General features: G+C 67.9%; 20 protein-coding genes and 1 pseudogene. 12 read left to right on the forward strand and 9 right to left on the reverse strand.

From position 1 onward, the window contains the following. Positions 1 to 58 precede the first annotated feature (58 nt). The 3 genes from J1C47_RS07025 to J1C47_RS07035 all read right to left on the reverse strand — a co-directional run bounded on the left by J1C47_RS07025 (position 59) and on the right by J1C47_RS07035 (position 2997). Positions 59 to 1741: a bifunctional protein tyrosine phosphatase family protein/NAD(P)/FAD-dependent oxidoreductase gene (locus J1C47_RS07025; protein WP_207350024.1), complete on the reverse strand. Its 1683-nt coding sequence runs from the start codon at positions 1739 to 1741 to the stop codon at positions 59 to 61. Positions 1742 to 1903: 162 nt separating this feature from the next. Further along, positions 1904 to 2359, reverse strand: coding sequence for an ArsR/SmtB family transcription factor (locus J1C47_RS24210; protein WP_207350025.1), 456 nt, complete (start codon positions 2357 to 2359; stop codon positions 1904 to 1906). Continuing rightward, positions 2356 to 2997, reverse strand: a complete 642-nt coding sequence (locus J1C47_RS07035) for a peroxiredoxin (protein ID WP_207350026.1) — start codon at positions 2995 to 2997, stop codon at positions 2356 to 2358. The genes J1C47_RS24210 and J1C47_RS07035 overlap by 4 nt, the downstream gene beginning before the upstream one ends. A 309-nt stretch (positions 2998 to 3306) precedes the next feature. On the opposite strand from J1C47_RS07035, the gene J1C47_RS07040 reads away from it, so the two are divergent. Further along, a complete protein-coding gene (locus tag J1C47_RS07040) occupies positions 3307 to 3516 on the forward strand; it encodes a YgaP family membrane protein (protein ID WP_207350027.1) in 210 nt (69 codons plus the stop codon). 28 nt (positions 3517 to 3544) lie between these two features. Then, positions 3545 to 4426 carry an MBL fold metallo-hydrolase gene (locus J1C47_RS07045; protein WP_207350028.1) on the forward strand — a complete coding sequence of 294 codons (882 nt, stop codon included), beginning with the start codon at positions 3545 to 3547 and terminating at the stop codon, positions 4424 to 4426. Between the two features lie 56 nt (positions 4427 to 4482). Here J1C47_RS07045 and J1C47_RS07050 read toward each other — a convergent pair whose 3' ends face one another. The 3 genes from J1C47_RS07050 to J1C47_RS07060 form a co-directional block, all read right to left on the reverse strand. Then, the gene (locus J1C47_RS07050) at positions 4483 to 5397 is read right to left on the reverse strand and encodes an SMP-30/gluconolactonase/LRE family protein (RefSeq protein ID WP_207350029.1); all 915 of its coding nucleotides are present in this window, start codon (positions 5395 to 5397) and stop codon (positions 4483 to 4485) included. A gap of 203 nt (positions 5398 to 5600) precedes the next feature. Then, positions 5601 to 7535: a putative bifunctional diguanylate cyclase/phosphodiesterase gene (locus J1C47_RS07055; RefSeq protein WP_342591945.1), complete on the reverse strand. Its 1935-nt coding sequence runs from the start codon at positions 7533 to 7535 to the stop codon at positions 5601 to 5603. A 239-nt stretch (positions 7536 to 7774) separates the two neighbouring features. Next, positions 7775 to 9244, reverse strand: coding sequence for a cryptochrome/photolyase family protein (locus tag J1C47_RS07060; RefSeq protein ID WP_207350030.1), 1470 nt, complete (start codon positions 9242 to 9244; stop codon positions 7775 to 7777). A gap of 271 nt (positions 9245 to 9515) precedes the next feature. Here J1C47_RS07060 and J1C47_RS07065 point away from each other — a divergent pair, with 271 nt between their 5' ends. Further along, the gene (locus tag J1C47_RS07065) at positions 9516 to 10463 is read left to right on the forward strand and encodes a ring-cleaving dioxygenase (RefSeq protein WP_207350031.1); all 948 of its coding nucleotides are present in this window, start codon (positions 9516 to 9518) and stop codon (positions 10461 to 10463) included. Positions 10464 to 10546: 83 nt separating this feature from the next. Further along, positions 10547 to 11197, forward strand: a complete 651-nt coding sequence (locus J1C47_RS07070) for an alpha/beta hydrolase (protein WP_207350032.1) — start codon at positions 10547 to 10549, stop codon at positions 11195 to 11197. A gap of 81 nt (positions 11198 to 11278) precedes the next feature. Here the strand turns inward: J1C47_RS07070 and J1C47_RS07075 are convergent, their stop codons facing one another. Next, entirely contained in the window at positions 11279 to 12163 is an 885-nt protein-coding gene (locus tag J1C47_RS07075) for a hypothetical protein (protein WP_207350033.1), read from the reverse strand. Between the two features lie 604 nt (positions 12164 to 12767). Here J1C47_RS07075 and rimP point away from each other — a divergent pair. The 5 genes from rimP (at position 12768) to J1C47_RS07100 (ending at position 20785) form a co-directional block, all read left to right on the forward strand. Beyond that, on the forward strand, positions 12768 to 13358 hold the full coding sequence (gene rimP, locus J1C47_RS07080) for a ribosome maturation factor RimP (RefSeq protein WP_207350061.1): 591 nt from the start codon (positions 12768 to 12770) through the stop codon (positions 13356 to 13358). Positions 13359 to 13487: 129 nt separating this feature from the next. Continuing rightward, positions 13488 to 15101: a transcription termination factor NusA gene (nusA, locus tag J1C47_RS07085; protein ID WP_207350034.1), complete on the forward strand. Its 1614-nt coding sequence runs from the start codon at positions 13488 to 13490 to the stop codon at positions 15099 to 15101. A gap of 29 nt (positions 15102 to 15130) precedes the next feature. Further along, positions 15131 to 15850 (forward strand): RNA-binding protein, encoded by a 720-nt coding sequence (locus tag J1C47_RS07090; RefSeq protein WP_207350035.1) that lies wholly within the window; start codon positions 15131 to 15133, stop codon positions 15848 to 15850. Positions 15851 to 15944: 94 nt separating this feature from the next. After that, positions 15945 to 19232 carry a translation initiation factor IF-2 gene (gene infB, locus J1C47_RS07095; protein ID WP_207350036.1) on the forward strand — a complete coding sequence of 1096 codons (3288 nt, stop codon included), beginning with the start codon at positions 15945 to 15947 and terminating at the stop codon, positions 19230 to 19232. Positions 19233 to 20278: 1046 nt separating this feature from the next. After that, the gene (locus tag J1C47_RS07100) at positions 20279 to 20785 is read left to right on the forward strand and encodes a hypothetical protein (RefSeq protein ID WP_207350037.1); all 507 of its coding nucleotides are present in this window, start codon (positions 20279 to 20281) and stop codon (positions 20783 to 20785) included. Positions 20786 to 20790: 5 nt separating this feature from the next. Here the strand turns inward: J1C47_RS07100 and J1C47_RS07105 are convergent, their stop codons facing one another. Further along, positions 20791 to 21501 (reverse strand): hypothetical protein, encoded by a 711-nt coding sequence (locus J1C47_RS07105; protein ID WP_207350038.1) that lies wholly within the window; start codon positions 21499 to 21501, stop codon positions 20791 to 20793. Between the two features lie 211 nt (positions 21502 to 21712). Between J1C47_RS07105 and J1C47_RS07110 the strand changes: the two genes are divergently transcribed. The 3 genes from J1C47_RS07110 to J1C47_RS07120 all read left to right on the forward strand — a co-directional run bounded on the left by J1C47_RS07110 (position 21713) and on the right by J1C47_RS07120 (position 23773). Then, a complete protein-coding gene (locus J1C47_RS07110) occupies positions 21713 to 22177 on the forward strand; it encodes a hypothetical protein (protein WP_207350039.1) in 465 nt (154 codons plus the stop codon). A 450-nt stretch (positions 22178 to 22627) separates the two neighbouring features. Next, positions 22628 to 23485: a hypothetical protein gene (locus J1C47_RS07115; RefSeq protein WP_207350040.1), complete on the forward strand. Its 858-nt coding sequence runs from the start codon at positions 22628 to 22630 to the stop codon at positions 23483 to 23485. A gap of 30 nt (positions 23486 to 23515) precedes the next feature. Further along, on the forward strand, positions 23516 to 23773 hold the full coding sequence (locus tag J1C47_RS07120) for an acyl carrier protein (protein WP_207350041.1): 258 nt from the start codon (positions 23516 to 23518) through the stop codon (positions 23771 to 23773). Between the two features lie 118 nt (positions 23774 to 23891). Here the strand turns inward: J1C47_RS07120 and J1C47_RS07125 are convergent. Further along, positions 23892 to 24181 (reverse strand): annotated as a pseudogene (locus J1C47_RS07125) (IS630-like element ISAva6 family transposase); the annotation flags it as partial.

Consider the following 24181-nt stretch of genomic DNA (forward strand, 5'->3'; position numbering starts at 1 on the left):
CGTCGGTCGTGGGGGTGGGGCTGCGGTCCGGCGCGGGCCGGGCCGCAGCCGATCCGCCTCAGGCGGAGGTCTTCTCGTGGGCGGGCTTGGCCATGGGCTCGCGGCCCTTCAGCATCGCCTGCCAGTAGACCGGCGGCAGGATCTTTTCCTTCAGGATCCAGGCGGTCTTCGACGGCTTCAGGTCGTCGATGAACCATTTCGGGAAGCTCGGCACGCGCCGGCCGCCATAGGCGAATTCGGCGAGCAGCACCTTGCCGCGCTCGACGGTGAGCGGGCAGGAGCCGTAGCCGTCGTAGATCGCCTGGCGCGGCTCGTCGATGCGGCCGAGATCGCGCAGCAGGTTTTCGGCGACGACCGGCGCCTGCTTGCGGGCGGCGGCTGCCGTCTTGGCGTTCGGCGCGCTCATCACGTCGCCGAGACTGTAGACGTCGGGATAGCGCGGGTGGCGCAGCGTCGCCTGGTCGACCTCCACCCAGCCCGCCTCGTTGGCAAGCGGCGAGACGCGGACGAAGTCGGGCGCGGTCTGCGGCGGCACGACGTGGATCATGTCGAACCGCTTCTCGACGATCGCCTTGCTGCCGTCGGCGTCGGTCCTTTCGAACCAGGCGGTCTTGGCCGGCCCGTCGATCTTCTTCAGATTGTGGCCGAAGGAGAGGTCGATGCCGTAGCGCGCGACATATTCCATCAGCGGCGGGACGTATTCCTTGACCCCGAACAGGACGCCGCCGGCATTCAGGAACTCGACCCTGGTGTTCTTCAGGGTGCCGCGCCGCTCCCATTCGTAGCAGGAGAGATACATCGCCTTCTGCGGCGCGCCGGCGCATTTGATCGGCATCGGCGGCTGGGTGAACAGCGCGGTTCCGCCCGACAGCGACTGGACGAGCTCCCAGGTATAGGGGGCGAGGTCGTAGCGGTAGTTCGAGGTGACGCCGTAGCGCCCGAGCGTCGCCTCGAGGCCTTCGACGCCGGCCCAGTCGAGCTTCAGGCCCGGCGCGACGATCAGCTTCTTGTATTTCAGGACGCGGCAGCCTTCGAGGATCACCGCATTGGCGTCCGGCTCGAAGGCCGCGACCGCGGCGCGGATCCACTTGACGCCCTCGGGGATCAGCGAGGCCATGTCCCGGCGGGTTTCCTCGGGCTTGAACACGCCGCCGCCGACCAGCGTCCAGCCGGGCTGGTAATAGTGGATGTCGGCCGGATCGACGATCGCGATGTCGAGGCCGTCAGCCCGGGCGGCGAGGCTCGCCGCCGCGGCGATGCCGCCGGCGCCGCCGCCGACGATGACGATGTCGTGGCGCATCTCGGCCGTGTCGGTGGGCACCCGGCCGCCATTGGCGATGCGCCTGACGACGCCGGACATGTCGTAACCGGCGGCCTTCGCCCGGGCGAGGATGTCCGGGACCGGACGCAGCCCGGCCTGGCTGAGGGCCCAGAGCGTCGTCGAGCGCGTGCCGGAGCGGCAGAAGGCGACGACCGGCTTCGGCAGTTCGTCCAGCGCGGCGGCGAATTTCGCCGCATCCGCATCCGACACCCTGCCGGTCTCGACCGGCACGTAGCGTGCCTCCATGCCGGCGGCCTTCGCCGCCCGTTCGATCTCGGCGAAGGTCGGCTGGTCGCCGCCTTCACCGTCCGGGCGGTTGACGAGGATCGCCCGAAAGCCCGCAGCTCTCAGGGCCGGGATCTCGTCGGGCCGGACCTGGTCCCGGACGGAGAGCTGCTCGGTCAGTTTCTTCGTGTCCATCTTGCATCTCCTTCCGACAGTGAAACCGGTTGGCCGGCCCAGCCGAGGTCGGGCCACCTCATGACCGGCTGGACCGACCCCGCCGCCACCGGCTCGCGGGGGCGGCGATCGCCGAAGGCGTTCAGGCCTTCGCGGACCATCGCGGCCGTCCGGCCGCGCCACTCATTTCGCGTCGCGCTCTGCGGCGTCGCGCTCGGCCGTGCCGCGAAGCGTCGTCTCTTCGCCCCGAGGGGCGGCCGCCGGCGGCCCGACATGCGCGAAGACCGCCGCCGAAAGCGGCGAGACCGGCCGGTGTTCGCGCCGCGGCGGCCGGACGGCGTGGCTGCCGCCGTTGCAGAGGATGTTCAGGACCCGTTCGACCCGCTCGTCGACGAGGCGGTAGAACACCTGCTTGGCCTGCCGCCGCGGCGCGATGAGGCCGGCGGTCCTGAGGTCGGTGAGTTGCTGCGACAGCGAGGGCTGGGCGAGGCCGAGATCGGCCTCGAGTTCGCCCACCGACCGCTCGCCCGACGCCAGATGACAGACGATGGCGAGGCGCGCCGGATGGCTGAGGCGCTTGAAGAGCTCTGCCGTCTCGACGATCGGCGCGCTGTCGATCCGCGGCGGGGTCGTCATCATCGCGACGCCTGCAGCTTCCGGGTGCGGTAGAGCCAGTCGGAGACGCCGAGACCGTCCTCGCGCACCATGTCGGCGAAGTCGATGATCTCGTCGCCCGGCTGCCAGCCCTCCGGCGTCGCGACGTCGTGGCCGTCGGAAAGCTGCAGCGCCCGGACGGTGCGCAGCACCTCGGCGACCGAACGGCCCGTCGACATCGGATAGAAGGCGCTCATCCGCACGATCCCCTCAGGGTCGATGACGAAGAGGCCGCGAACCGTCGCGCTCGATCCGGCGGCGGCGTCGAGCATGCCGTAGGCCCGCGCGATCGCCATCGAGGGATCCTCGCAGACCGGGAAGGGGATCTTCAGCGCAAAGCGCTCCTCGATCGCCCGGACCCAGGCGAGATGCGAGAACAGCCCGTCGACGGAGAGCCCGAGGAGGTCGCAGCCGATCGCCTCGAACGCCTCCGCCGCCCTGGCGAAGGCGACGAATTCCGAGGTGCAGACCGGCGTGAAGTCCGCCGGATGCGAGAAGAACACCAGCCAGCGGCCGCGATGGGCCGACAGCCTGACCTCGCCCCTCGTGGAGCGGCAGGAAAAATCCGGCGCGGCGTCGCCGATGCGCGGCTGGTGCCGGGCCTGATCGAGCGGGTTCGACATGGGGTCTCCTGAATTACGATTTCAAAAATATGCAATATTAGCCTCTTGTCAATATGCAAAAATCATATCTATATGTCGTCGGGACGGCGATGCCGGCTTACTGCCGCGATGACATGACGTCCGGATGTCGGCAAGCGTCGCAACGACACGGGAAAATGCGTATCATTATGTAGAAATGCATAATGACGCTGTCGGCATCAAGGCTTCGGATCGCAGCCGCGCCGGTGCACCGACGCGCCCCTTCGTGCCGTTCCGACGGCGATCTTCCGGGGCGGCCCCGGAGCCATCCGGAAGCAAAGGAGACCGAAAATGGCAGTCAACATGGGCAAGCTCGACCGCGGCCTCCGCCTGGTGGTCGCCGCCGCTCTCTTCATCCTCGCCGCCGGCACGAGCGTCGGTGACGGAACCTTCGTCGAATGGGCGTTCTACGGCCTCGGCGCCATCGCGCTCCTGACCGCCCTCGTCGGGATCTGCCCGCTCTATTCGGTGCTCGGCATCAGAACCTGCCGCGCCGCCTGACCCAAACGCAAGAATGGAGGACCATGCCATGACCTACCCCGTCCATCTCGACGTGAAGCCGCAGGTGAAGGGCTTCTTCGACCCGGCGACCAACACGATCAGCTATGTCGTGAAGGATCCCGCCTCGAATGCCTGCGCCATCGTCGATTCCGTCATGGACATCGACTACGCGGCCGGCCGCATCAGCTATGGCCACGCCGACGAGATCATCGCCTATGTCGAGGCCAACGGCCTGACGGTGGCGTGGCTGATCGAGACCCACGTGCATGCCGACCACCTGTCCGCCGCCCCCTACATCCAGGAACGGCTCGGCGGCCGGATCGGCATCGGCAAGAACATCACGATCGTGCAGGAGACCTTCGGCAAGGTCTTCAACGAGGGCACCGAGTTCCAGCGCGACGGCTCGCAGTTCGACCGGCTGTTCGAGGACGGCGACACCTACGAGGTCGGCGAGATGTCCTGCCTCGCCATCCACACGCCCGGCCACACGCCGGCCTGCATGACGCATGTGATGGGCGACGCCGCCTTCGTGGGCGACACGCTGTTCATGCCGGACGGCGGCTCGGCCCGCGCCGACTTTCCCGGCGGCGATGCCGGCACGCTCTACGATTCGATCCAGAAGGTGCTGTCGCTGCCCGACGAGATGCGGCTGTTCATGTGCCACGACTACGGACCGAACGGCCGCGACATCCGCTTCGAGACGACGGTCGGCGAGGAGAAGGCGCACAACATCCATGTCGGCGGCAAGACCAAGGCGGATTTCGTCAAGTTCCGCACCGAGCGCGACGCGACGCTCGCCATGCCGAAGCTGATCATCCCGTCGCTGCAGGTGAACATGAAGGCCGGCGCGCTGCCCGAGCCGGAGGCTGACGGCAAGCGCTATCTCAAGGTGCCGATCGACACGCTGTGACGGCGTGAGGCAGAGGGCGGCGGCCACCCCGCCTGACGACACGACAGGCGCCGGGGTCAGAAGGTCTTGGCGCCATTCACCGGCAGGCGGATGGCGTAGAGCGAGGTGGTGCCGCAGATATAGAGATAGTTGCGCTTGATGCCGCCGAAGCAGAGATTGGCGACGACCTCGGGGACGCGGATCTTGCCGATCAGCGTGCCGTCCGGGTCGTAGCAGTGGACGCCGTCGGCGGCGCTCGTCCAGATGCGGCCGGCATCGTCGAGACGCAGGCCGTCGAAGAGGCCGCTGGTCGACACCGCGAAGACCTCGCCGCCGGAAAGCCGGCCATCCTCCGAGACGGCGAATCTTCGGATGTGCCGCGGCCCGTCCTCGACATGCGTCGCGCCGGTGTCGACGATGTAGACGAAGCGCTCGTCGAGCGAGAAGGCGATGCCGTTCGGCTGCACGAAGTCGTCGGCGACGACGCTCAGCCGGCGCCCCCGCGGGTCGAGGCGGAAGACGTGGCTGCCGGCCTGTTCCCGCTCGCCGCGATGGCCCTCGTAGTCGCTGTCGATGCCGTAGGTCGGGTCGGTGAACCAGATCGTGCCGTCGGACTTCACCACCACGTCGTTGGGGCTGTTGAGGCGCTTGCCGTCGTAGCGGTCGGCGAGGGTCACCACCCGCCCGTCGAACTCGGTGCGCGACACCCGGCGCCCGCCATGTTCGCAGCTGACGAGGCGTCCCTGGCGGTCGACCGTGTTGCCGTTGGCGTGGCCGGCCGGGTGCCGGAACACCCCGACGCTGCCGGTCGCCTCGTCGTAGCGCAGCATGCGGTCGTTGGGGATGTCCGACCAGACGAGATAGCGGCCGGCGGCGAAATAGGCCGGCCCCTCGGCCCAGCGGCAGCCGGAATAGAGCGTGTCGAGCCGCGCGGTCGGCACGAAGAGGCGCCTGAAGCGCGGATCGAGGACTTCGAAGATCTCGGAATTCATCGACGCATCCCTCCCGTCGGCGTGACGCTCCGGCCGTCTCGACGCGGCGCCTCCTCCCGGGGCAAGCCGTGTCGAGTGTGCCGGGTGCAGCGAGGTTTAGGCGGTCTTCGCCGTGCTGTCACGGCCGGCGGCGCCAGCCGGCACGATCTGCGTCCGCTCCCCGGCACGTCGCGGCTGCCCGCACCCGCGGCCCGCGAGGTTCGTCAGGCGATGCGGCGGACCGCGGCGGAGCGTGCTCCGTCGCCGAACCGGTCGGTTCGGCGATAGCCGACGAGAAAGGTCTCGACCGTCTCGGCGGCGGGCAGCGGCTTGCCGAAGAAGAAGCCCTGCAGTTGGTCGCAGCCGAGCGAGGCGAGGAACCGCGCCTGGTCCTCGGTCTCGACGCCTTCCGTCGTCACCTTCATCTTCATCTGATGGGCGAGGGCGACGATGGTCGCGACGATCTCCTTGACGTTCGGCTCGCCGTTTTCGAGCGCCTTCATGAAGGACTGGTCGATCTTGAGCTTGTCGAAGGGGAAGCGCCAGAGATAGCCGAGGGAGGAATAGCCGGTGCCGAAATCGTCCATGTCGATCGAGATGCCGAGCTGCTTCAGGGCGTAGAGCTGGTCGAGGATCGCGGTGGAGCGCTCGAGGAGCAGCGACTCGACCACCTCGACCTCGAGCCTGTTGCCCTGGATGCCGGCGGCCTTCAGGGCGCTGCGGATGATCTCCACGAGGTCGCCGTCGACGAACTGCACCGCCGAGAGATTGACCGAGACGAACAGCGGCTCCGGCCATTCGGCGATCTGGCGCGTCGCCTCGCGGATCACCCAGCTGCCGATCGCCTTGATGTAGCCGCGCGCCTCGGCGATGGGCACGAATTCGCCCGGCGAGATCAGGTTGCCCTTCTCGTCGCGCAGGCGGACCAGCGCCTCGAAGCCGACCAGCGTGCCGTCGCGCCCGCGCACCAGCGGCTGGTAGAACAGTTCAAAGCCGCCGTTCTCGACCGCCCGCTTGATCTGCGCCTCGATCTGGCGGCGGCGATGCATCGCCTCGTCCATGCTGGGCTCGAAGAAGACGAGGGGCAGCTGATGCGCTCCCTTGTGGTGGAAATGCGCGATTTCGGCGTGCTTGACCAGTTCGGAATGGCTTCTGCCGTGGTCGGGCGCGATGGCGCAGCCGATCGAGATCTTCGGCTTGACCACATGGCCGTCGAGATCGACCGCCTCTCCCACCGCGGCCGACAGCCGCCGCGCCAGGCCGTCGATCTCGGCGCGGTCGCCGACGCGGCGGCGCACCACGGCGAAGTCGTCGGGGCCGATGCGTGCGACGAGATCCTCGTCGCCGAGGCTCGTCGCGATCCGGCGCCCGACGATGCGCAGGATCTCGTCGCCGCGCGCCTGGCCGCAGCGGTCGTTGATCTCGGCCAGATCGTCGAGGTCGACGTAGAGATAGGCGATCTCCTCGCGCGTGGCGCGGATCTTGAACAGCAGCTGGTCGCAGGCCTCCTGCATGCGGCGGCGGTTGAGCAGCTGGGTGAGCGGGTCGTGATCGGCGAGAAAGCGGATGCGCGCGTCCGCCTCGGCGATCTTGCGCCGGCGCAGGACGTAGAGCACGAAGGGCACCAGCGTCGCGGCGAGCACGACGAGCACCACGAAGGTGTAGGTGCGGGCGAGCGTCGCCTGGTAATGGTAGCGCTCGGCGGCCATGTCGGCGTCGACCGACAGGAATCCGATCGTCCGGCCGTCGCGGATCAGCGGCATGATGACCGAGGGATTGGTCTGGCCGTCGTCATAGACCACCTGCCAGAAGCCGGGCCGCGAGACGACGGAACTGCCGAGCTTGTCGCCGGTCGAGACCCCGCCCGGCCGGTCGCGCAGCAGCCATTCGTAGCGCTCAGACTTCGACCGGAACACCTCGTTGCCCTGGCGGTCGAAGATCGCGTAGCCGTCGACATTGGACAGGTCTGCCACCTTGCGGACCAGGTCGCCCGTGCCAGGCCGGCGCGAGATGCCCGTCAGGAGGGCGTCGACATAGTTCTCGGGTCCGAGCAGCAGGTCGGCAAAATTCTGGCCGCGGCTGCGCATCTCCGCTTCGACGAGACGTCCGACGGCGACATGGCCGATGGCAAAGAGGCTCAGCGCGACGAAGCCGGTCACGGCCGCCGCTCCAAGGACATTCGCCCAGAAGACCCGCTTTGAAAGAAACGAAATCATGACCCTCGACGCTTATCGACGTCATGACAGTGGCCCGGATAAGTAAATTTTTCGGTGCGACGTCTCCGCGAAACCGGCGTAATTTCGATCAGTCGGCAATCGTTACCGATCGATGCGGGCAATATTTGCGGCTTGAACTCGCGCCGGCGGGAAAGTCGGCCCCGCCGCGGCTTTGCCGCCGGTCAGCCCTTCACCTCGTCATAGGCGGCAAGAGCCCGCTCGCGTGCCTCGCCGTGATCGACGACCGGCCGCGGATAGGTCTTCCCGAGCTTCACCCCGGCCTTTTCGAGAACGGCCGAATCGGCTTCCCAGGGCGCGTGGATCGCCTTCTTCGGCAAGTCCTTCAGCTCCGGCACGAACTGCCGGATGTAGTCGCCGGCGGCATCGAACTTCTCGCTCTGGGTGATCGGGTTGAACACCCGGAAGAACGGCTGGGCATCCGCCCCGGACCCGGCGACCCACTGCCACTGCGCGGTGTTCGAGGCGATGTCGCCGTCGACGAGCGTGTCCCAGAACCAGCGTTCGCCGGAGCGCCAGTCGATCAGCAGGTCCTTGGTCAGGAAGGAGCCGACGATCATCCGGACGCGGTTGTGCATCCAGCCCGTCTGCCGGAGCTGGCGCATGCCGGCGTCGACGATGGGATAGCCGGTCAGGCCCTTCTGCCAGGCCTTCAGATCCTTTGCCGACTTGCGCCAGGAGAAGCCGTCGAAGCGGTCGTTGAAGTTGTCGGCTTCGAGACGGCCGAAATTGTAGAGAAGGTGATAGTTGAAGTCGCGCCAGACGAGTTCCTGCCGGAACGTGCGGATCGCCGCGTCCGGGATGGTCTTGCGGCGGGAGGCGTAGGCGTTGGCGGTGTGCCAGGCGCGAAAGGGCGAGATCTCGCCCCATCTCAGATGCGGGGAGAGCCGCGAGGTCTCGTCGGCAAAGGGCCGTTCCCGCCCTGCCTCGTAGCCGTCGAGGAGTTCGTCGCAGAAATGCTCGAGCCGCGCCTGCGCCGCCTTTTCGCCGGGCGTCCAGAAATCGGCGATGCCGCCCGACCAGTCCGGGCTGGTCGGCAGGAGGTCCCAGTCGTCGAGGCTGTCGGATGTCGGAAAGACGTCCGGCTGCTTCAGCCCCTTCGGCGGGTCCATCGGATCGCGGAAGCCCGCCTCGGAGACGTTCTTCCAGAACGGCGTATAGACCTTGTAGTAGCCGCCGGTCTTCGTCCGGACGGTTTCCGGCTCGTGCAGGATGTTGGCAGTGAAGCGCTCCACCGTGACGTCGTCGCCGAGCGCTTCCGCGACGGCGTCGTCAACCTTGCGGGAGGCGGGATCGTAGCGGCGGTTGAAGAACAGCGCCGTCGCGCCGGCCGCGGCGACGACGTCGGGCACCTCGTCCGTCGCCTTGCCGCGACGCAGCGTCAGCCGCGAGCCCTTGCCGCGCAGCGAGGCTGCGAAGCTTTCCAGCGAATGGTGCAGCCACCATTTGTGGGCGGCGCCGAGCGAACGCACGCCCGGCGATTCCTCGTCGAGGACGAAGAGCGGCACCACCGGCCGGCCGGTGTCGGCGGCATGAGCGAGGGCCGGATGGTCGTCGAGCCTCAGATCGTCGCGGATCCAGACGACGATCGGTCCTTCGCCCGCCCCTTCGCGGTGCTGCTTGCGCTTCGGCATCGGCTGTCGTCACTCCTCAGAAGATCTTTGTGGCGCGGGTTTTTGGGGGCGCGAGATTTGCGTCGACCGGCGTGTCTGCAGCGCCGCGCTGCGGCGGATCGACCCGGAAAACTGGCGCCGGTGCGGCAAGTTGCGACCCGCTGCGACGATCCGCCGACGTCAAACCGGAAACGGCCGTTCACGATAAGGCGACAATACGTCACGAATCACCCCCTGACGGGGCGCGGCGGCAATGCCTAATCTTCTGGCCGGACAACCAACGGAGGCGACCATGAGCCTGACCCTCGCCGGAATCCACCACCTGACGGCGATCACCGCCGACGCGCCGGGCAATCTCGACTTCTACACCCGCGTCCTCGGCCTGCGGCTGGTGAAGAAGACCGTCAACCAGGACGACACCTCGGCCTACCACCTGTTCTATGCCGACGGGCTCGCCGCGCCGGGTACGGACCTGACCTTCTTCGACTGGCCGGCCCCGCGCGAGCGGCGCGGCACCCATTCGATCGCGCGGACGTCGCTGCGGGTGTCCGGGCGGGCGAGCCTCGACTATTTCGCCGCGCGGCTTCGGGAGGCCGGCGTTGCCGCCGGCGCCGTCCGAACGCTCGACGGCCGCGAATCGCTCGACTTCGATGATCCCGAAGGCCAGCGCCTCAGGCTCGTCGACGACGGCGGGGCGGGAAACGCCAATCCCTGGGACGCCAGCACCGTGCCGGCGGAACACCAGATCCGCGGCCTCGGGCCGATCGTTCTGTCGGTGCCGCAGCTCGACCCGACCGAGGCGCTGCTGACGAAGGTGATGAACATGCGTAAGGCGAGGCAATACGAGGAGGCGGGCGCCGTCGTCCACGTCTTCGAGATGGGCGAGGGCGGCCCCGCGGCCGAACTCCACGTCGCGGTCGAGCCGCATCTCGGGCCGGCCTCCCAGGGTGCCGGCGGCGTCCACCACGTCGCCTTCCGCACCAAAGACAATGCCGAACTGACGGAATGGACGAAGCGCGTGCGGGAATACCGGGTGCCGTCGAGCGGCGAGGTCGAGCGCTATTATTTCCGCTCGCTCTATTTCCGCGAGCCGAACGGCATCCTGTTCGAGATCGCCACCGACGGTCCGGGCTTTGCCGTCGACGAGCCGCTGGCGAGCCTCGGCGAAAGCCTGGCGCTGCCGCCTTTCCTCGAACCGAAGCGCGCGGCGATCGAGGCCAATCTGAAGCCGCTCGCCTGACGTCGCCTCAAAAGGCCGGCGGCCGCGACGAGACGGCCGCCGGCCCCGCCAACGCCATCCACCGCGAGGAAGGAGAATTTCCCATGCCCCTCGTCCAGCCGACCGGCGCTTTTGCCGGACACGGGCTCTCTGCCGCTGGCCGCGAGCCCGCAAAAGCCCGGCTCGCCGTCCTCTGCCTGCACGGCCGCGGCGCCTCGGCCCGCGACATCATCGGCCTGTCGGACGCGCTCGATCTCGACGACGTCTTCTACGTCGCGCCCGACGCCCCCGGCGGGGCGTGGTATCCGGCGCCCTTCATGCAGCCGCTCGAGGTCAACGAGCCGCATCTGTCGAGGGCCCTCGAACGGATCGACGGCATCCTGGCACTGCTTCAGGCGGAGGGCTTCGGCCCCGAGCGGGTCGCTCTCGCCGGCTTCTCGCAGGGGGCCTGCCTGTCGCTCGAATATCTGGCGCGCAACCCCGGCCGGGTTGCGGCCGTGCTCGGCTTTTCCGGCGGGCTGATCGGCCCGGACGCGGCGGAAAGGCCGGAGACCGCCAGTCTCGCCGGCACGCAGGTCTTCCTCGGCTGCAGCCGGACCGACCCGTTCATCCCGGCGCTGCGGGTGATGGAGACCGAGCGCCACCTCGTCTCGCGCGGCGCGAAGGTCGAGGCGGTGCTCTATCCGGAGCCCGGCCACACGATCAATGCCGACGAGATCGCCCGCGCCGCGGCCATGCTGACGGCCGTGGGCTGAGGCGCCGCCGCGGCTTGAGGCGCCGCGGCTCGAGGCGGGACGGTCCGGGATCGCCGGCCGGCGGCCGCGATCCTCGGGCGCTCAGTCGGCCTCGGCGAAGATCGCGAGGACGTGGCCGGTGTCGGCGAGTTCGGGGACGAACTGCTGGCGCCAGACGGGCGAGCCGGCCTGCTGCAGCCTGATCGACAAGGGCGGCGAGCGGCGCAGGCCGTTCAGGGTGACGCGGGCGGTCTTGCGGGTGCGCCGCGCCAGCCGGCCGATCGCCGCCTCCAGCGCCAGCTCGTCCTCGCGGCTGGCGAGGTTCAGCCGGTCGTCGAAGAAGCGCGGACGGAAATAGCGGGTCTCGTGCAAGAGATCCTCGGCGGCGACGTTGCTCGCCTCGATCACCATGTCCCGCGTCAACAAGACCACCGGCGCGGACAGATGATCCCAGGCGCCCTCGATGACGTCGCGGGTCGGCTGGTCGGGACTGCCGGTCGCATGCGACACGAGGAAGGCCGGGACGAGATCCTCCGCCAGCCGCTGCAGCAGCGCGGTGGCGGTCGGCAGCATCGCCTCCCGCGCCTCGGCGGGAACGGTGAGGGTCAGCGACCAGCTCTGCTGCGCGCCGTCGTGGAGAATCAGGCCGGCGCCCGCCTTGCCCTCGCCGGACGAAAGTTCCGGCCGGGCCAGGCGTTCGAGCTCGTCGAAGCGGAAGATCGTGCCGCGTTCGAGGCTCGGGAAACACTCGTCCTGCCAGCCGCCGTCGGAATAGCGCAGCCGCGTGCGGTTGGCGACTGACAGCACCCGGCGCACCGTGACGCCGCGACGCGCGACGTTACGATCGAAGCGCTGCAGCCGGCTCTCGACACCGGGCAGGATCCTGTCGATGGCCGCGAGAAGCGGCGTCCAGGAGGATGGACATAGAGAGGCTTGGCCGACACGCTCGCGAACGAGGTCCAGTCGACCGGGAAACTGGAGTAACATTGAAGCATGCCGTTTCTAAGCCCCGCCGGCATGATTCCACCGACGACCGAAAATTACAAGACCGCAAGATTCGCCGCGTCGCCGCGACGTCCCGCGGCCGATCATGCCCGACGCATCCTAACCGAAGCTGACGGTGTGCCGGACCTTCGCCGACCGGCGGCTCAAAACGTCGCGAAACTCCCTCATCCTGTGGCCCTGCAGCCGGGTCGTCCGGTTCATCGTCGCGCCGCCGCCTGCGCGATACCCGACCCGGACGACTGATCTGCTCCATGACCCGGACAACCAATCTGCCTGCGACACACAGACGGAAGATCGCTCTTGATGCGCCGGGCGGAGCGGAGTATATGAGCCGCATATTCTCTGCGGTGATGTCGTGAGAGTGGGTCCATCCGGTCCCGCTCTTTTTTGTTACCGGAAGCCGGCGCGGCCCGAAGCCAGCCGGTACGGCACGCCTTCGGAAGAGTGCGAGATTTCGAGGAGGAGCTGCGGCCCTGCCCGCCGCATGGCCGAGACGGCCGGCCGGTCCGACCGGCCGGGCGAGGCGGCCCCGGACAGTCCGGGCGGGCATCGCAGCGACACCGCCGATCCGTGAAGGAGCTTCAGCCTGGTCGAGCAGCGCATCATCCGTGAACACGGCCTCGAGGCCAAGGTCGCCGACCTCGTCGAGGCGCCGATCGAGGCCGCGGGCTATCGTCTCGTGCGGATCCGCATTTCGGGTCTCAACGGCATGACGCTGCAGATCATGGCCGAGCGCCCGGACGGGACGATGACCGTCGAAGACTGCGAGGCGGTGTCGCGGGCGCTGTCGCCGGTGCTCGAAGCCGCCGATCCGATCGACCGGGCCTATCATCTCGAAGTGTCCTCGCCCGGGATCGACCGGCCGCTCGTCAGGCGCGGCGACTTCGAGACCTGGGCGGGCTTTCTGATGAAGCTTGAGGCGAACCGGCTGATCGGCGAGCGCAAGCGCTTCCGCGGCAGGATCGTCGCCGTTTCAAACGCCGGCATCAGGATCGAGCGGGACCAGCCCGCCTATGGCGAGCCGAACGCCGTCGACGTTCCGTTCGACGCGATCGGCGAGGCCCGGCTGGTGCTCACCGACGATCTCGTCGCCGCCTCGCTGAAGGCCGACAAGGCCGCCCGCAAGCGCCGCGGCGAAGCCGGCGCGGCGGGCGGGGAAGAACCGGACCTCCACTGAGGCGCTCGACGACAACGGCGCGCCCGGGCCATCCGGCCGGCGCGCCACGGACAGGCGGCAACGGACGCATTTTGGGGTGAGGCCCCGCGGCAGGAATCTCGGCGGCCGCCCGATCAGGAGACAGGACAAATGGCAGTCAGTGCGAACAGGCTCGAGCTTCTGCAGATCGCCGATGCGGTCGCGCGGGAAAAATCGATCGATCGCGACATCGTCATCGGCGCCATGGCCGACGCCATCCAGAAGGCCGCCCGCTCCCGCTACGGCCAGGAGACCAACATCCGCGTCGACATCAACACCAAGACCGGCGAGATGAAGCTGCAGCGGCTTCTGGAAGTGGTCGAGGACGTCGAGAACCCGGCGACGCAGATCTATCTGGAACTCGCCCGCGACAAGAATCCCGATGCCGAGCCCGGTGACTTCATCGCCGAGCAGCTGCCGCCGATGGACTTCGGCCGGATCGCCGCCCAGTCCGCCAAGCAGGTCATCGTCCAGAAGGTCCGCGACGCCGAGCGCGACCGCCAGTACGACGAGTACCGCGACCGGGTCGGCGAGATCGTCAACGGCACGGTGAAGCGGGTCGAATACGGCAACGTCATCGTCGACCTCGGCCGCGGCGAGGGCATCATCCGCCGCGACGAGCAGATCCCGCGCGAGATGTTCCGCTACGGCGACCGTGTCCGCGCCTATGTCTACGACGTGCGCCGCGAGCAGCGCGGCCCGCAGATCTTCCTGTCGCGCACCCACCCGCAGTTCATGGCGAAGCTGTTCACCATGGAAGTGCCGGAGATCTACGACGGCATCATCACCATCAAGGCGGTGGCGCGCGATCCAGGCTCCAGGGCGAAGATCGCCGTGGTCTCGTCGGATTCCTCGGTCGACCCGGTCGGCGCCTGCGTCGGCATGCGCGGCTCCAGGGTCCAGGCCGTGGTCGGCGAGCTGCAGGGCGAGAAGATCGACATCATCCCCTGGTCGCCCGACGCCGCCTCCTTCCTCGTCAACGCGCTGCAGCCGGCGGAAGTCGCCAAGGTGGTGCTCGACGAGGACGCCGAGAGGATTGAAGTCGTCGTGCCGGACGACCAGTTGTCTCTGGCCATCGGCCGCCGCGGCCAGAACGTGCGCCTCGCCTCGCAGCTCACCGGCTGGGATATCGACATCCTGACCGAAGAGGAGGAATCGCAGCGTCGCCAGAAGGAATTCCAGGAGCGCTCCGAGACCTTCATGGAGGCCCTCGACGTCGACGAGATGGTCGGCCAGCTGCTCGCCTCGGAAGGCTTCGCGACGGTCGAGGAGGTCGCCTATGTCGATCTCGACGAGGTCGCCTCGATCGAGGGCTTCGACGAGGACACCGCCCAGGAGATCCAGACAAGGGCGCGCGAATATCTCGAGCGCCGCGAGGCCGAGTTCGACGCCCGCCGCAAGGAACTCGGCGTTGCCGACGAGCTCAAGGAGATCGACGGCCTGACCACCGAGATGCTGGTCGGGCTCGGCGAGGAAGACATCAAGTCGCTCGAGGACTTCGCCGGCTGCGCCGTCGACGACCTCACCGGCTGGAGCGAACGCAAGGACGGCGAGACCAAGCGCTATCCCGGCGCGCTCACCCGCTTCGACGTCGCCCGCGCCGACGCCGAGCGGATGATCCTGCAGGCGCGGCTGAAGGCCGGCTGGATCACCGAAGCGGATCTGCAGGGCCCGCAGGAAGAGGATTCGGAAGAGGCGGAGGCCGTCGAGACCGACGCCGCCTGAGCGTGACGGAACGGCAGGGGGCGACGGCGATGGCCGCGACTGAAGCGCCCGATGACGGGCTCGGCGCCGCGGCCTTTCAGGACGACGACGTGTTTGCGGGAGACGACACCTTGAACCCCCGCAGTTGCATCGTCACCCGGCAGCGGCTCGATGCCGACGCGCTGATCCGGTTCGTGCGCGATCCCGACGACCGGGTCGTGCCGGACCTGCGGCGCAGGCTTCCCGGCCGCGGCGCGCATGTCGCGATGCGGCGCGAGGCGGTCGAGGAGGCGGTGAAGCGGCGCCTGTTCGCCCGGGCCTTCCGCGGCAGCGTCGAGACCCCGGCCGATCTCGGCGCGATGGTCGACGCGCTGCTCGCCCGGCAGGCGGCGGGATCGCTCGGCCTTGCCCGCAAGGCCGGCCAGCTGGTCGCGGGCGCGGCGAAGGTCGAGGCGGCGATGCGTTCGGGACGTGCGGCGGCGCTCGTCCAGGCCCGCGACGCCGCCCCGGACGGGCTGCGCAAGCTCGACGCGGCGCGCCGCGCCGGAATGCGTGAAACCGGGCGCCCGATCGCGCTGTTTCGACCGTTCGACGCGGACGAAATGAGTTTGGCGTTGGGTGGGTGGAATGTGATACATGCAGCCATCCTTGCCGGTGACGCGGGCTCGGCTGCCCTGAAGCGCCTCGAGGCGCTGGCCAGATACCGGGGCGAAAACCCCGTGGAGGCGATCGACGGCGCCGTTGGCGGCGACTCGACGCCGGACCGTTGAGACGACTGCAACCGATCGGAAGCGCCTCTTGAAGCGACGCTTCCTGCAAGACGAAGGGCGCGGGGCCGATCCCGCGCAGGAAGTGGAAGCGTAGATGAGCGATACCAAGTCCGGCGACGACAAGACGCTCCATGTGAGCTCGAAGAAGACCCTGACCCTGAAGCGCGGCGGCGTCGAACAGTCGACGGTGCGGCAGAATTTCAGCCATGGTCGGACCAAGAATGTCGTGGTCGAGACCAAGAAGCGGCGGATCCACAAGCCCGAGGAGACGGCGGCGCCGAAGCCGGCCGTCGCCGCGGGGCTGAAGCCGCGTGCCGGCGAGCCGGCGCCGACCCAGCAGGCGCCGCAGCAGGCGGAGCGCACGCCGGCCTCCGGCGGTGCGGGCCACGTCGCGCCGAAGATCGCCCCGGCGCCGCAGCCGCTGAACACCGGCGGCCGGCCGAAGCAGATCGAGTTCGGCAGCAAGCCCGCCCCGGCAGCGGAAAAGCCCGCCGCCGAAGTCGCGCCCGCCGAGGCCACCGTCGCGGCGCCCGCCGCCGAGGAGGTGGCCCCGACCGCGACCCCGGCCGCGACTACGACCCCTGATCAGGCCCCGGCCGCCGCGGTGAGCGAGGCCAAGCCCGAAGAGGTGCCGGCAGCGCCGGCCGAGGCACGCGCCGCCGAGGTCGCGCCGGCCTCCGGCGAGACCACCGAGACCACGGAAGCAGTCGCGGCTCCGGCTGCCGCCGAGACCCGCGAGCCGCCGCGCGCGGCTGCCGCCTCGACCAGCCCGGCGCCGCAGCAGCGGAGCGCCGCGCCGGCGCCGTCCGGCCAGCGCGCCGGCCAGGCAGCCGCGCCGCAGGCACCGGCGGCGCGCGGCCGCGACGGCCAGCCCGGCGGACGCGACCAGCGTGACGGCCGCGGTGACGGCCGGGGGCCGCGCAGCGACCATCGCGGCGACCGCGGCGGCCGGCCGACGGGCCGCGACGACCGGCGCGGCGGGCCGCAGGGCCAGCCCTCCGGTCAGCGCCAGCCCCGCGGCGCCGTGTTGTCGGACCTCTCCTCCCGCGAGATGGACGCCCGCCGCAGGGCGCTGGAGATCGCCAAGCAGCGCGAGGTCGAGGCACGCCGCATCTTCCAGGAGGAAGAGGCGCGCCGCATCGCCGAGGACGAACGCCGCCGCGCCGAGCGCGAGGAGTCCGAGCGCCGCCAGGCCGAGGAGACGGCCCGGCTCGAGGCCGAGGCGGAAGCCCGCCGCAAGGCCGAGGCGGACGCCGCGACGCGCCGCTCCAACAAGCCGACGGCCACCACCGCCAAGGAAGCCGCGCCGCTGTCGCCCGCCGACGCCGAGGCGGCGGCCGCCCGCGCCGAGCGCGGCGAGGGCCGCCGGCGTCCGATCGGCGACGACGAGGAGGGCGGCCGCGCCGGCCGCACCGGCACCGCCCGCCGTGCGCCGAAGGGCGCGACGACCGAGGCTCCCCGCTCGACCCGGCCGGATCGGGGCGAGGGCCGGCGCAGCGGCAAGCTGACGCTCGACAAGGCGCTGTCCGGGGACGAGGGGGCGCGTGGCCGTTCGCTTTCGTCGATCCGGCGCCGCCAGGAGAAATTCAAACGCTCGCAGCAGAACCAGCCGCGAGAGAAGATTGCCCGCGAAGTGGTCATTCCCGAAACCATCACCATCCAGGAACTCGCCAACCGCATGTCGGAGCGTTCCGTCGACGTCATCAAGTTCCTCATGAAGGAGGGACAGATGATGAAGCCGGGCGACATCATCGACGCCGATCTCGCCGAGCTGATCGCCACCGAATTCGGCCACACGGTCAACCGCGTGGCGGAGTCCGACGTCGAGTCCGGCATCTTCGACGTCGAGGACAATCCGGAGCATCTGGTGTCGCGCCCGCCGGTGGTCACCATCATGGGCCATGTCGACCACGGCAAGACCTCGCTGCTCGACGCCATCCGCCATACCAAGGTGGTCTCGGGCGAGGCCGGCGGCATCACCCAGCACATCGGCGCCTATCAGGTCGAACAGGGCGGCCAGAAGGTCACCTTCATCGACACGCCCGGCCACGCCGCCTTCACGGCGATGCGCGCCAGAGGCGCCCAGGCGACCGACATCGCGATCCTGGTGGTCGCGGCCGACGACAGCGTGATGCCGCAGACGATCGAATCGATCCACCACGCCAAGGCGGCGGGGGTCCCGATCGTCGTGGCGATCAACAAGATCGACAAGCCGAACGCCGATCCCGCCAAGGTCCGCAGCGGCCTCTTGCAGCACGAGGTGTTCGTCGAATCGATGGGCGGCGAAGTGCTCGACGTCGAGGTTTCGGCGGTCAAGGGAACCGGCCTCGACAAGCTGCTCGAGGCGGTGCTGCTGCAGGCCGAGATCCTCGACCTCAAGGCCGATCCGGCCCGCACCGCCGAGGGCGTCGTCATCGAGGCGCAGCTCGACAAGGGCCGCGGTCCGGTGGCCACCGTGCTCGTCCAGACCGGCACGCTGAAGGTCGGCGACATCGTCGTCACCGGCGACGAATGGGGCCGTGTGCGCGCCCTCGTCAACGACAAGGGCGAGCAGCTCAAGGAGGCGCCGCCGTCGATGCCGGTGGAGATCCTCGGCATGCAGGGCACGCCGCATGCCGGCGATCGCTTCGCGGTGGTCGAGAACGAGGCCAAGGCCCGCGAGATCTCCGAATACCGCCAGCGTCTCGCCCGCGAGAAGCAGGTGGCGAAGTCGGCAGGCCAGCGCGGCTCGCTCGAGCAGATGATGTCGCAGCTGCAGGACACGGGGCTGAAGGAGTTCCCGCTGTTGATCAAGGGCGACGTGCAGGGCTCGGTCGAGGCGATCATCGGGGCGCTCGATGCGATCTCGACCGACGAGGTGCGCGCCACCATCGTCCATTCGGGCGCAGGCGCGATCACCGAATCCGACATCTCGCTCGCCGCGGCCTCGAACGCCGCGATCATCGGCTTCAACGTCCGCGCCAACAAGCAGGCGCGCGACGCGTCCGAGCGGGACGGTATCGAGATCCGCTACTACAACATCATCTACGACCTCGTGGATGACGTGAAGGACGCGATGTCGGGCCTGTTGTCGCCGGAACGCCGCGAGACCTTCATCGGCAATGCCGAGATCCGCGAGGTGTTCAACATCACCAAGGTCGGCAAGGTCGCCGGCTGTCTCGTCACCGAGGGCGAGGTCGAGCGCGGCGCGGGCGTGCGCCTGATCCGCGACGGCGTCGTCATCCACGAGGGCACGCTGAAGACCCTGAAGCGCTTCAAGGACGAGGTGCAGAAGGTCCAGAGCGGCCAGGAATGCGGCATGGCCTTCGAGCGCTACGAGGACATCCGCCAGGGCGACATCATCGAGTGCTTCCGCGTCGAGCACGTGGCGCGCAAGCTGTAGGGGCGACAGACGCACCGAGCTGACGTCATGTCAGCACTGAAACCGGCAATGCGGATCGAAGAAGACCTCCTGGCGATCAGGCGGGCTCTCGATTCGCTTGGCCGGCCCCGTGCCCCGAGCCAGGGTTCCGGGCCTTGACCGGCTGACGACGTGGTGGCCGCCAAGGCGGCCTTGGACCGGCTGGCGGATGCACTCGATATGCGATGGCCGGTCGCCGGCGACGAAGTGACGGACTTTCCGCACGCTCGTCGCTCGCCGGCTTCGCCCTCGCTTCGGGCGTGAATCGCGGCCGAACGAGGTCTGGTGAATTCCATTAAGGCGGCCGAAGAGGCGGCCGAGCGGATGGTTCGCGAGAACCAGGAATGGCACCGCGCTTTCGCCCGGCGCGCGGCAGAACGGCAAGACCCCTTGGCAGCTCTCAGTTCCGGGCTGCAAGACCTTCTCGATGGCTGAAGCCGGCGACCCCCGAAACCCACACCGAAGGACGGCGGAGCCTGGCCGGAATGGCTGACGCCGAAACGTCTTTGGGAATACGTCGGCAATGTCGCCCGGATGGAAAGCGCCTGAAGACGCTCGACGGCGACGACAAACAGCTGCGAGCCGACACATGTCAAACGGCTTTGGAACGGGCCCCCTCATTGGCGTGCGGCGCGGTGGGGAGCGTTGATCCCAAGTGGTCCACGCTCATGCCAGCCGATCGAAAACGGCGACCAAATGGGGCATGCGTTTTCCAGCCGCGATAACGTTGCCTTAGAGAATCCCTTCGTTTACGGATTTTCCCACCGGAGCCAGAAGAGCCCACGTTCAATTGGCGACCTGCCAGTGAATGCGAACTCTGGCCGGCCACGATCATTAATCGGCTCACTAAGCGCGTTCTTTTCGTCGGAGTACCGGAGTGGAAGGTCCGAGAACACGTTTTGGTCAAGCAGAGCCCGTGCCTAACCTTTTCCCCAGCCGAAGGTCGCTGGTACCTCAGCAAGCGTGGGGCAGTGCGATGGGTCCCGAAGGTCGACGACGCCGTAACCCTTGCGAGTTATCTACCGCTGATGATGCAGGATGTCGCCGAGGCCGCGAAGCTCGAGGGGTGGGCGATCGTCGCGACGGCGAATGCCGGATATTGCGATGTCAGACAGATCGACACGGCAGGACAGGATGTCGCCGAACCATTGCATCTGTCGCCGGTTTCCGTTGGCTGCGTGACCTGGCTTGACGGCTTCTTCCCGGAGGACAGGTGGGTGGACTGCGAGGTGTCCCTGTTTCTGGAAGAGGTCAGCCGGCTTGGCCTGCGTTGCTATCTTCCACAGATAGCCGGCCGAATCGCCAAACGCCTGACGGCCTATTTCGACGGAGTTCTTCTCCAGGAGTTCGACATTCCGCGCGGCCAATCGAGCGAGCTCTGGATTACGCTCGCGCTCCCGGGCACCGGCACGCTGTCATTGCGGAGCAGTTCCCCGAAATCCTCGGTCGGCGACGATGTGCGCGACCTCGGCTTCATGGTCTCACACGTCAATGTCAACGATGCGGACTGGATCTCTCCCAATTCACTTCTATGAGCGATTCAGATAAGATTCGCAATCTTCGATTGAGTCACAACCTCAAGGTCGCGACGACGTGGGCGAAGAAGGCGCAGGCATCGATCAGCCGCCTGGAACGCGCGATCAACCAGACTGCGGACGGTGCGGCCCATCCCGCGAAGACCGCCCGACCGGCGTTTCCCGACGGCGAGACGCGACGCGGACGTGCGGCGGTGGTCTGTTGGGATCTCGGCCATAATCCCGCCGGCCGCGGGGCCGTCCTTTACGACCTCCTCGAACACGACTGGCAGGTCGACCTGATCGGTGCGTTGTGGACGCGCTATGGAGGCAAACTCTGGCCCCCGATTGCCCAGAGTGCGCGGAACATCAAGACCATTCCGGCCGTCGGCCTGGAGGACTTCTACCCCTCGGCGCTGGCCTTCACGGCAGGGCAGCATTACGACCTCGTCGTCGTTTCCAAGCCGCGCCTGCCCTCCCTCCTCCTGGGAATGATGATCAAGGCGCGCTGCGGTTGTCCGATGGTCGTCGACGTCGACGATCTCGAACTGTCGTTCTTTCCGGACGGGACGACGGTCTCTCTCGACGATCTGGCGGCGGATCCGAACGCGCTGCGCGAACCTTACGAAGCGCTGGCCACGCGCGCCTGCGATGCGTTGGTTCGAGTGGCGGCGGACGCCGTCACGGTCTCCAATGCCGCCCTCAAGCAGCGCTATGGCGGTTTTATCCTGCGCCATGCCCGTGACGAGCGGGAATTCGATCCCGAGCGTTTCGACCGTTTTGCCGAACGCGCGAAGATGGGGATCGCACCGGACGACTTCGCGATCGTCTTCGTCGGCACATCGAGGCCCAGGATGACGCCTATCGGCAGGCGCTGCGGGCGATCGCCTGGGAGGGGCGTGCGGCCCAGATGCTCGATGCGCTCGATCGATGGACCAGGGGGGAGAGATGACCGACAGCCCCCCGGACGACCGACGATTGGTCGACGATGTCACAGGCACCACGGGCCGCGACGAGCCGCAGCACCTCGCCAAGCTGCGTGCCGAACGCTGCGTGCCGCTTGGAAGTGCCTGGGCCGGCTCCAGTGTCAACTGCAAGACATACGCTACCGAGGGGCTGGTCCAGACCGGCACGATGCTCTGGGGCGCGTTCTACGATCATGCCGGGATGCTTGCCGTATACGGCGTCGCCGACGGAGCGGAGACCGCTCAGATGAGGCGGTTTCCCATTGCACGGGCTCCCAGGGACGCACACGACACGCCGGCTCTCCAGACCGACCGGTCGGGCGTCTCCACGTCTTTTGCGGCGCCCATGTCAACAAACCGACCTATTTCAGAAGTGCCGATCCTGGACAACCGCTCGCCAGTCTCACGAATGCTGGTGCCGACCTCGACGCCGAAATGGCCAGGCTGAGCTATCCTTCACTGGTGCGATGCGGAGCGGACGGGGACCTTTGGCTTTACTATCGAACCGGCTTTCCAACCCGAAGTGTCTGGTCGGCGAGACGCTGGTGTGAGGATGAGGCCGGTTTCGGTTCTCAGATCGACATCCTGGGCGACGATGGAGCTTGGGCTGGGCACACTGCCGGACCGTATCCGAACAGCCGATCGTGTTCGATGACGGCGCGGTCGGCCTGGCGATCGCCTGGCGGACCGACGCAGTCAGGGGCGCCAACGCGGATCCGATGAATATCGGCCTCGACTATGCCGAGTTCCGGGAGGGGTTCGAGAGGCTCACGACCCGGTCCGGAATCGAGCTTGCGATGCCGCTTCTGCCCATCCAGGCCGAACGCGTCGTCGCGGTGCCGTGGGGTGCGGATCTCGCCAATCAATGCGGCGCCTGCAGCCTCGATGGGCGTCCAGAGTGCGGAGCGCCGCCCAACGATCCGGCAAGAGCCTGCTGCGGGCGGAGGCCGCAATTGCCGCGTTGCAGGCGCGCGAGAATGACTTCGCACTTGACCTCCTCCAGTCGCTGCAACTCGGCAAGGAGCACTGGGCGCCGCAGATGATGGCTCTGCGACGTCTCCTTGAGACGGTTCCCCCACAAACATGGGAACGTGCCCGGCTCATCGACGATCCGGCGAAGGAAATGCAGGTGGTCACGACGCCAGGCGCCGACATCACCCTCGTCGTATTCCTTACCCTCAACGGCAACTTCACCATGCTGCCGGTGGAGATGCTCGATGCCCTCTTGTCGTCGCTGCCCGCGAACGTGATTTATCTGCGCGACACGAGCTCGATGCTTCAAGGTGCCAACGGTTACAGGACTTTGGGCTCGTCACCGAGCCTGAGCGTCGCGGCGATCGCCACCGAACTCGCAGCGATCGGGGCGTCGCGCACGCTCGCCGTCGGTGGCTCGGCGAGCGGACTCTCGGCAATCCGCTATGGCGCGCGTCTTGGAGCAGAGCGCGTTGTCGGCTTTGGCGCCATGACGGCTCTCGCGCCTCGCCGCAGACCACGCAACAGTCATGCCTCGGCAGGAGCGAGCAGGGATTCGAGGGACCGCTTCGGCACTGTCGAGGAAGAGATGGCCGCCGCACCGGGACTTGTGGTCGACCTGTACTACGGAGCGGACTATGCCCGCGATTGCGAAAGGGTCGAGCGCGTCGCCGGTCTTCCGGGCATCCGCCTCCTGCCGCTCGCTGGTGTCGATCACCACTATTGCGCCCTGGAAATGATCGCCGACGAAACATTCCTCGATGCGATCATGCCCTCATCCTAATTCCCTCGATCCGACTGTTTGGAGAACACGATGCAACCCCAGCGCGCCGCTGTCACCCAGTGGATTAGCGAATATCTCATTAACGAACTCGACCTGTCGTCGAGTCAGATCGACCTGGATACGGATTTCGATACCTACGGACTGGATTCCCTGGAGCAGGCGGTGATGGTGGGCATGCTGGAAGAAGCCTTCGACATGGAAGTCGAGGTCAATGACATGGCCAAGACCCCGACCATCAACGGCCTCGTGGACAGTCTGGTCGCGCAGGGTCTCGTTCTGAGCGCGTGAGAAGGTGCCGACGACGTTTCGCACGCTCAGCATCGTTCTCGTCACCTACGAGATGGGACGCGAAGTCGCGCGCACATTGACCTCGCTCGCCCCGCCGTATCATACCAGATTCGGGTGATCAGGTCGGCCTGACTGGCTTGGGCCACCATGTAAAGCTTGTATGCGCCGCGACGGTTTGGCGTTGTTGGTCGAGTTCGCGGCAGCGTTTTTCGAGAACGAGCTCGAGGTCCCCGAGCGTTTCGAAGTATCGATTGGCGAGCGGTTCGTCGACGAGCGGCCATAGGTGTTCGGCGGGTTGGACTTCTGGCGTGTAGGCCGGCTGATGGACGAGACGCATGCCGTCTGGAACGGCGAGATTGGGCTTTGTGTGATAGCCGGCCCCGTCGAGGACGAGGATGACGAAGCGAT

The organism is Jiella sonneratiae (assembly GCF_017353515.1).
Lineage (GTDB): Bacteria > Pseudomonadota > Alphaproteobacteria > Rhizobiales > Rhizobiaceae > Jiella > Jiella sonneratiae.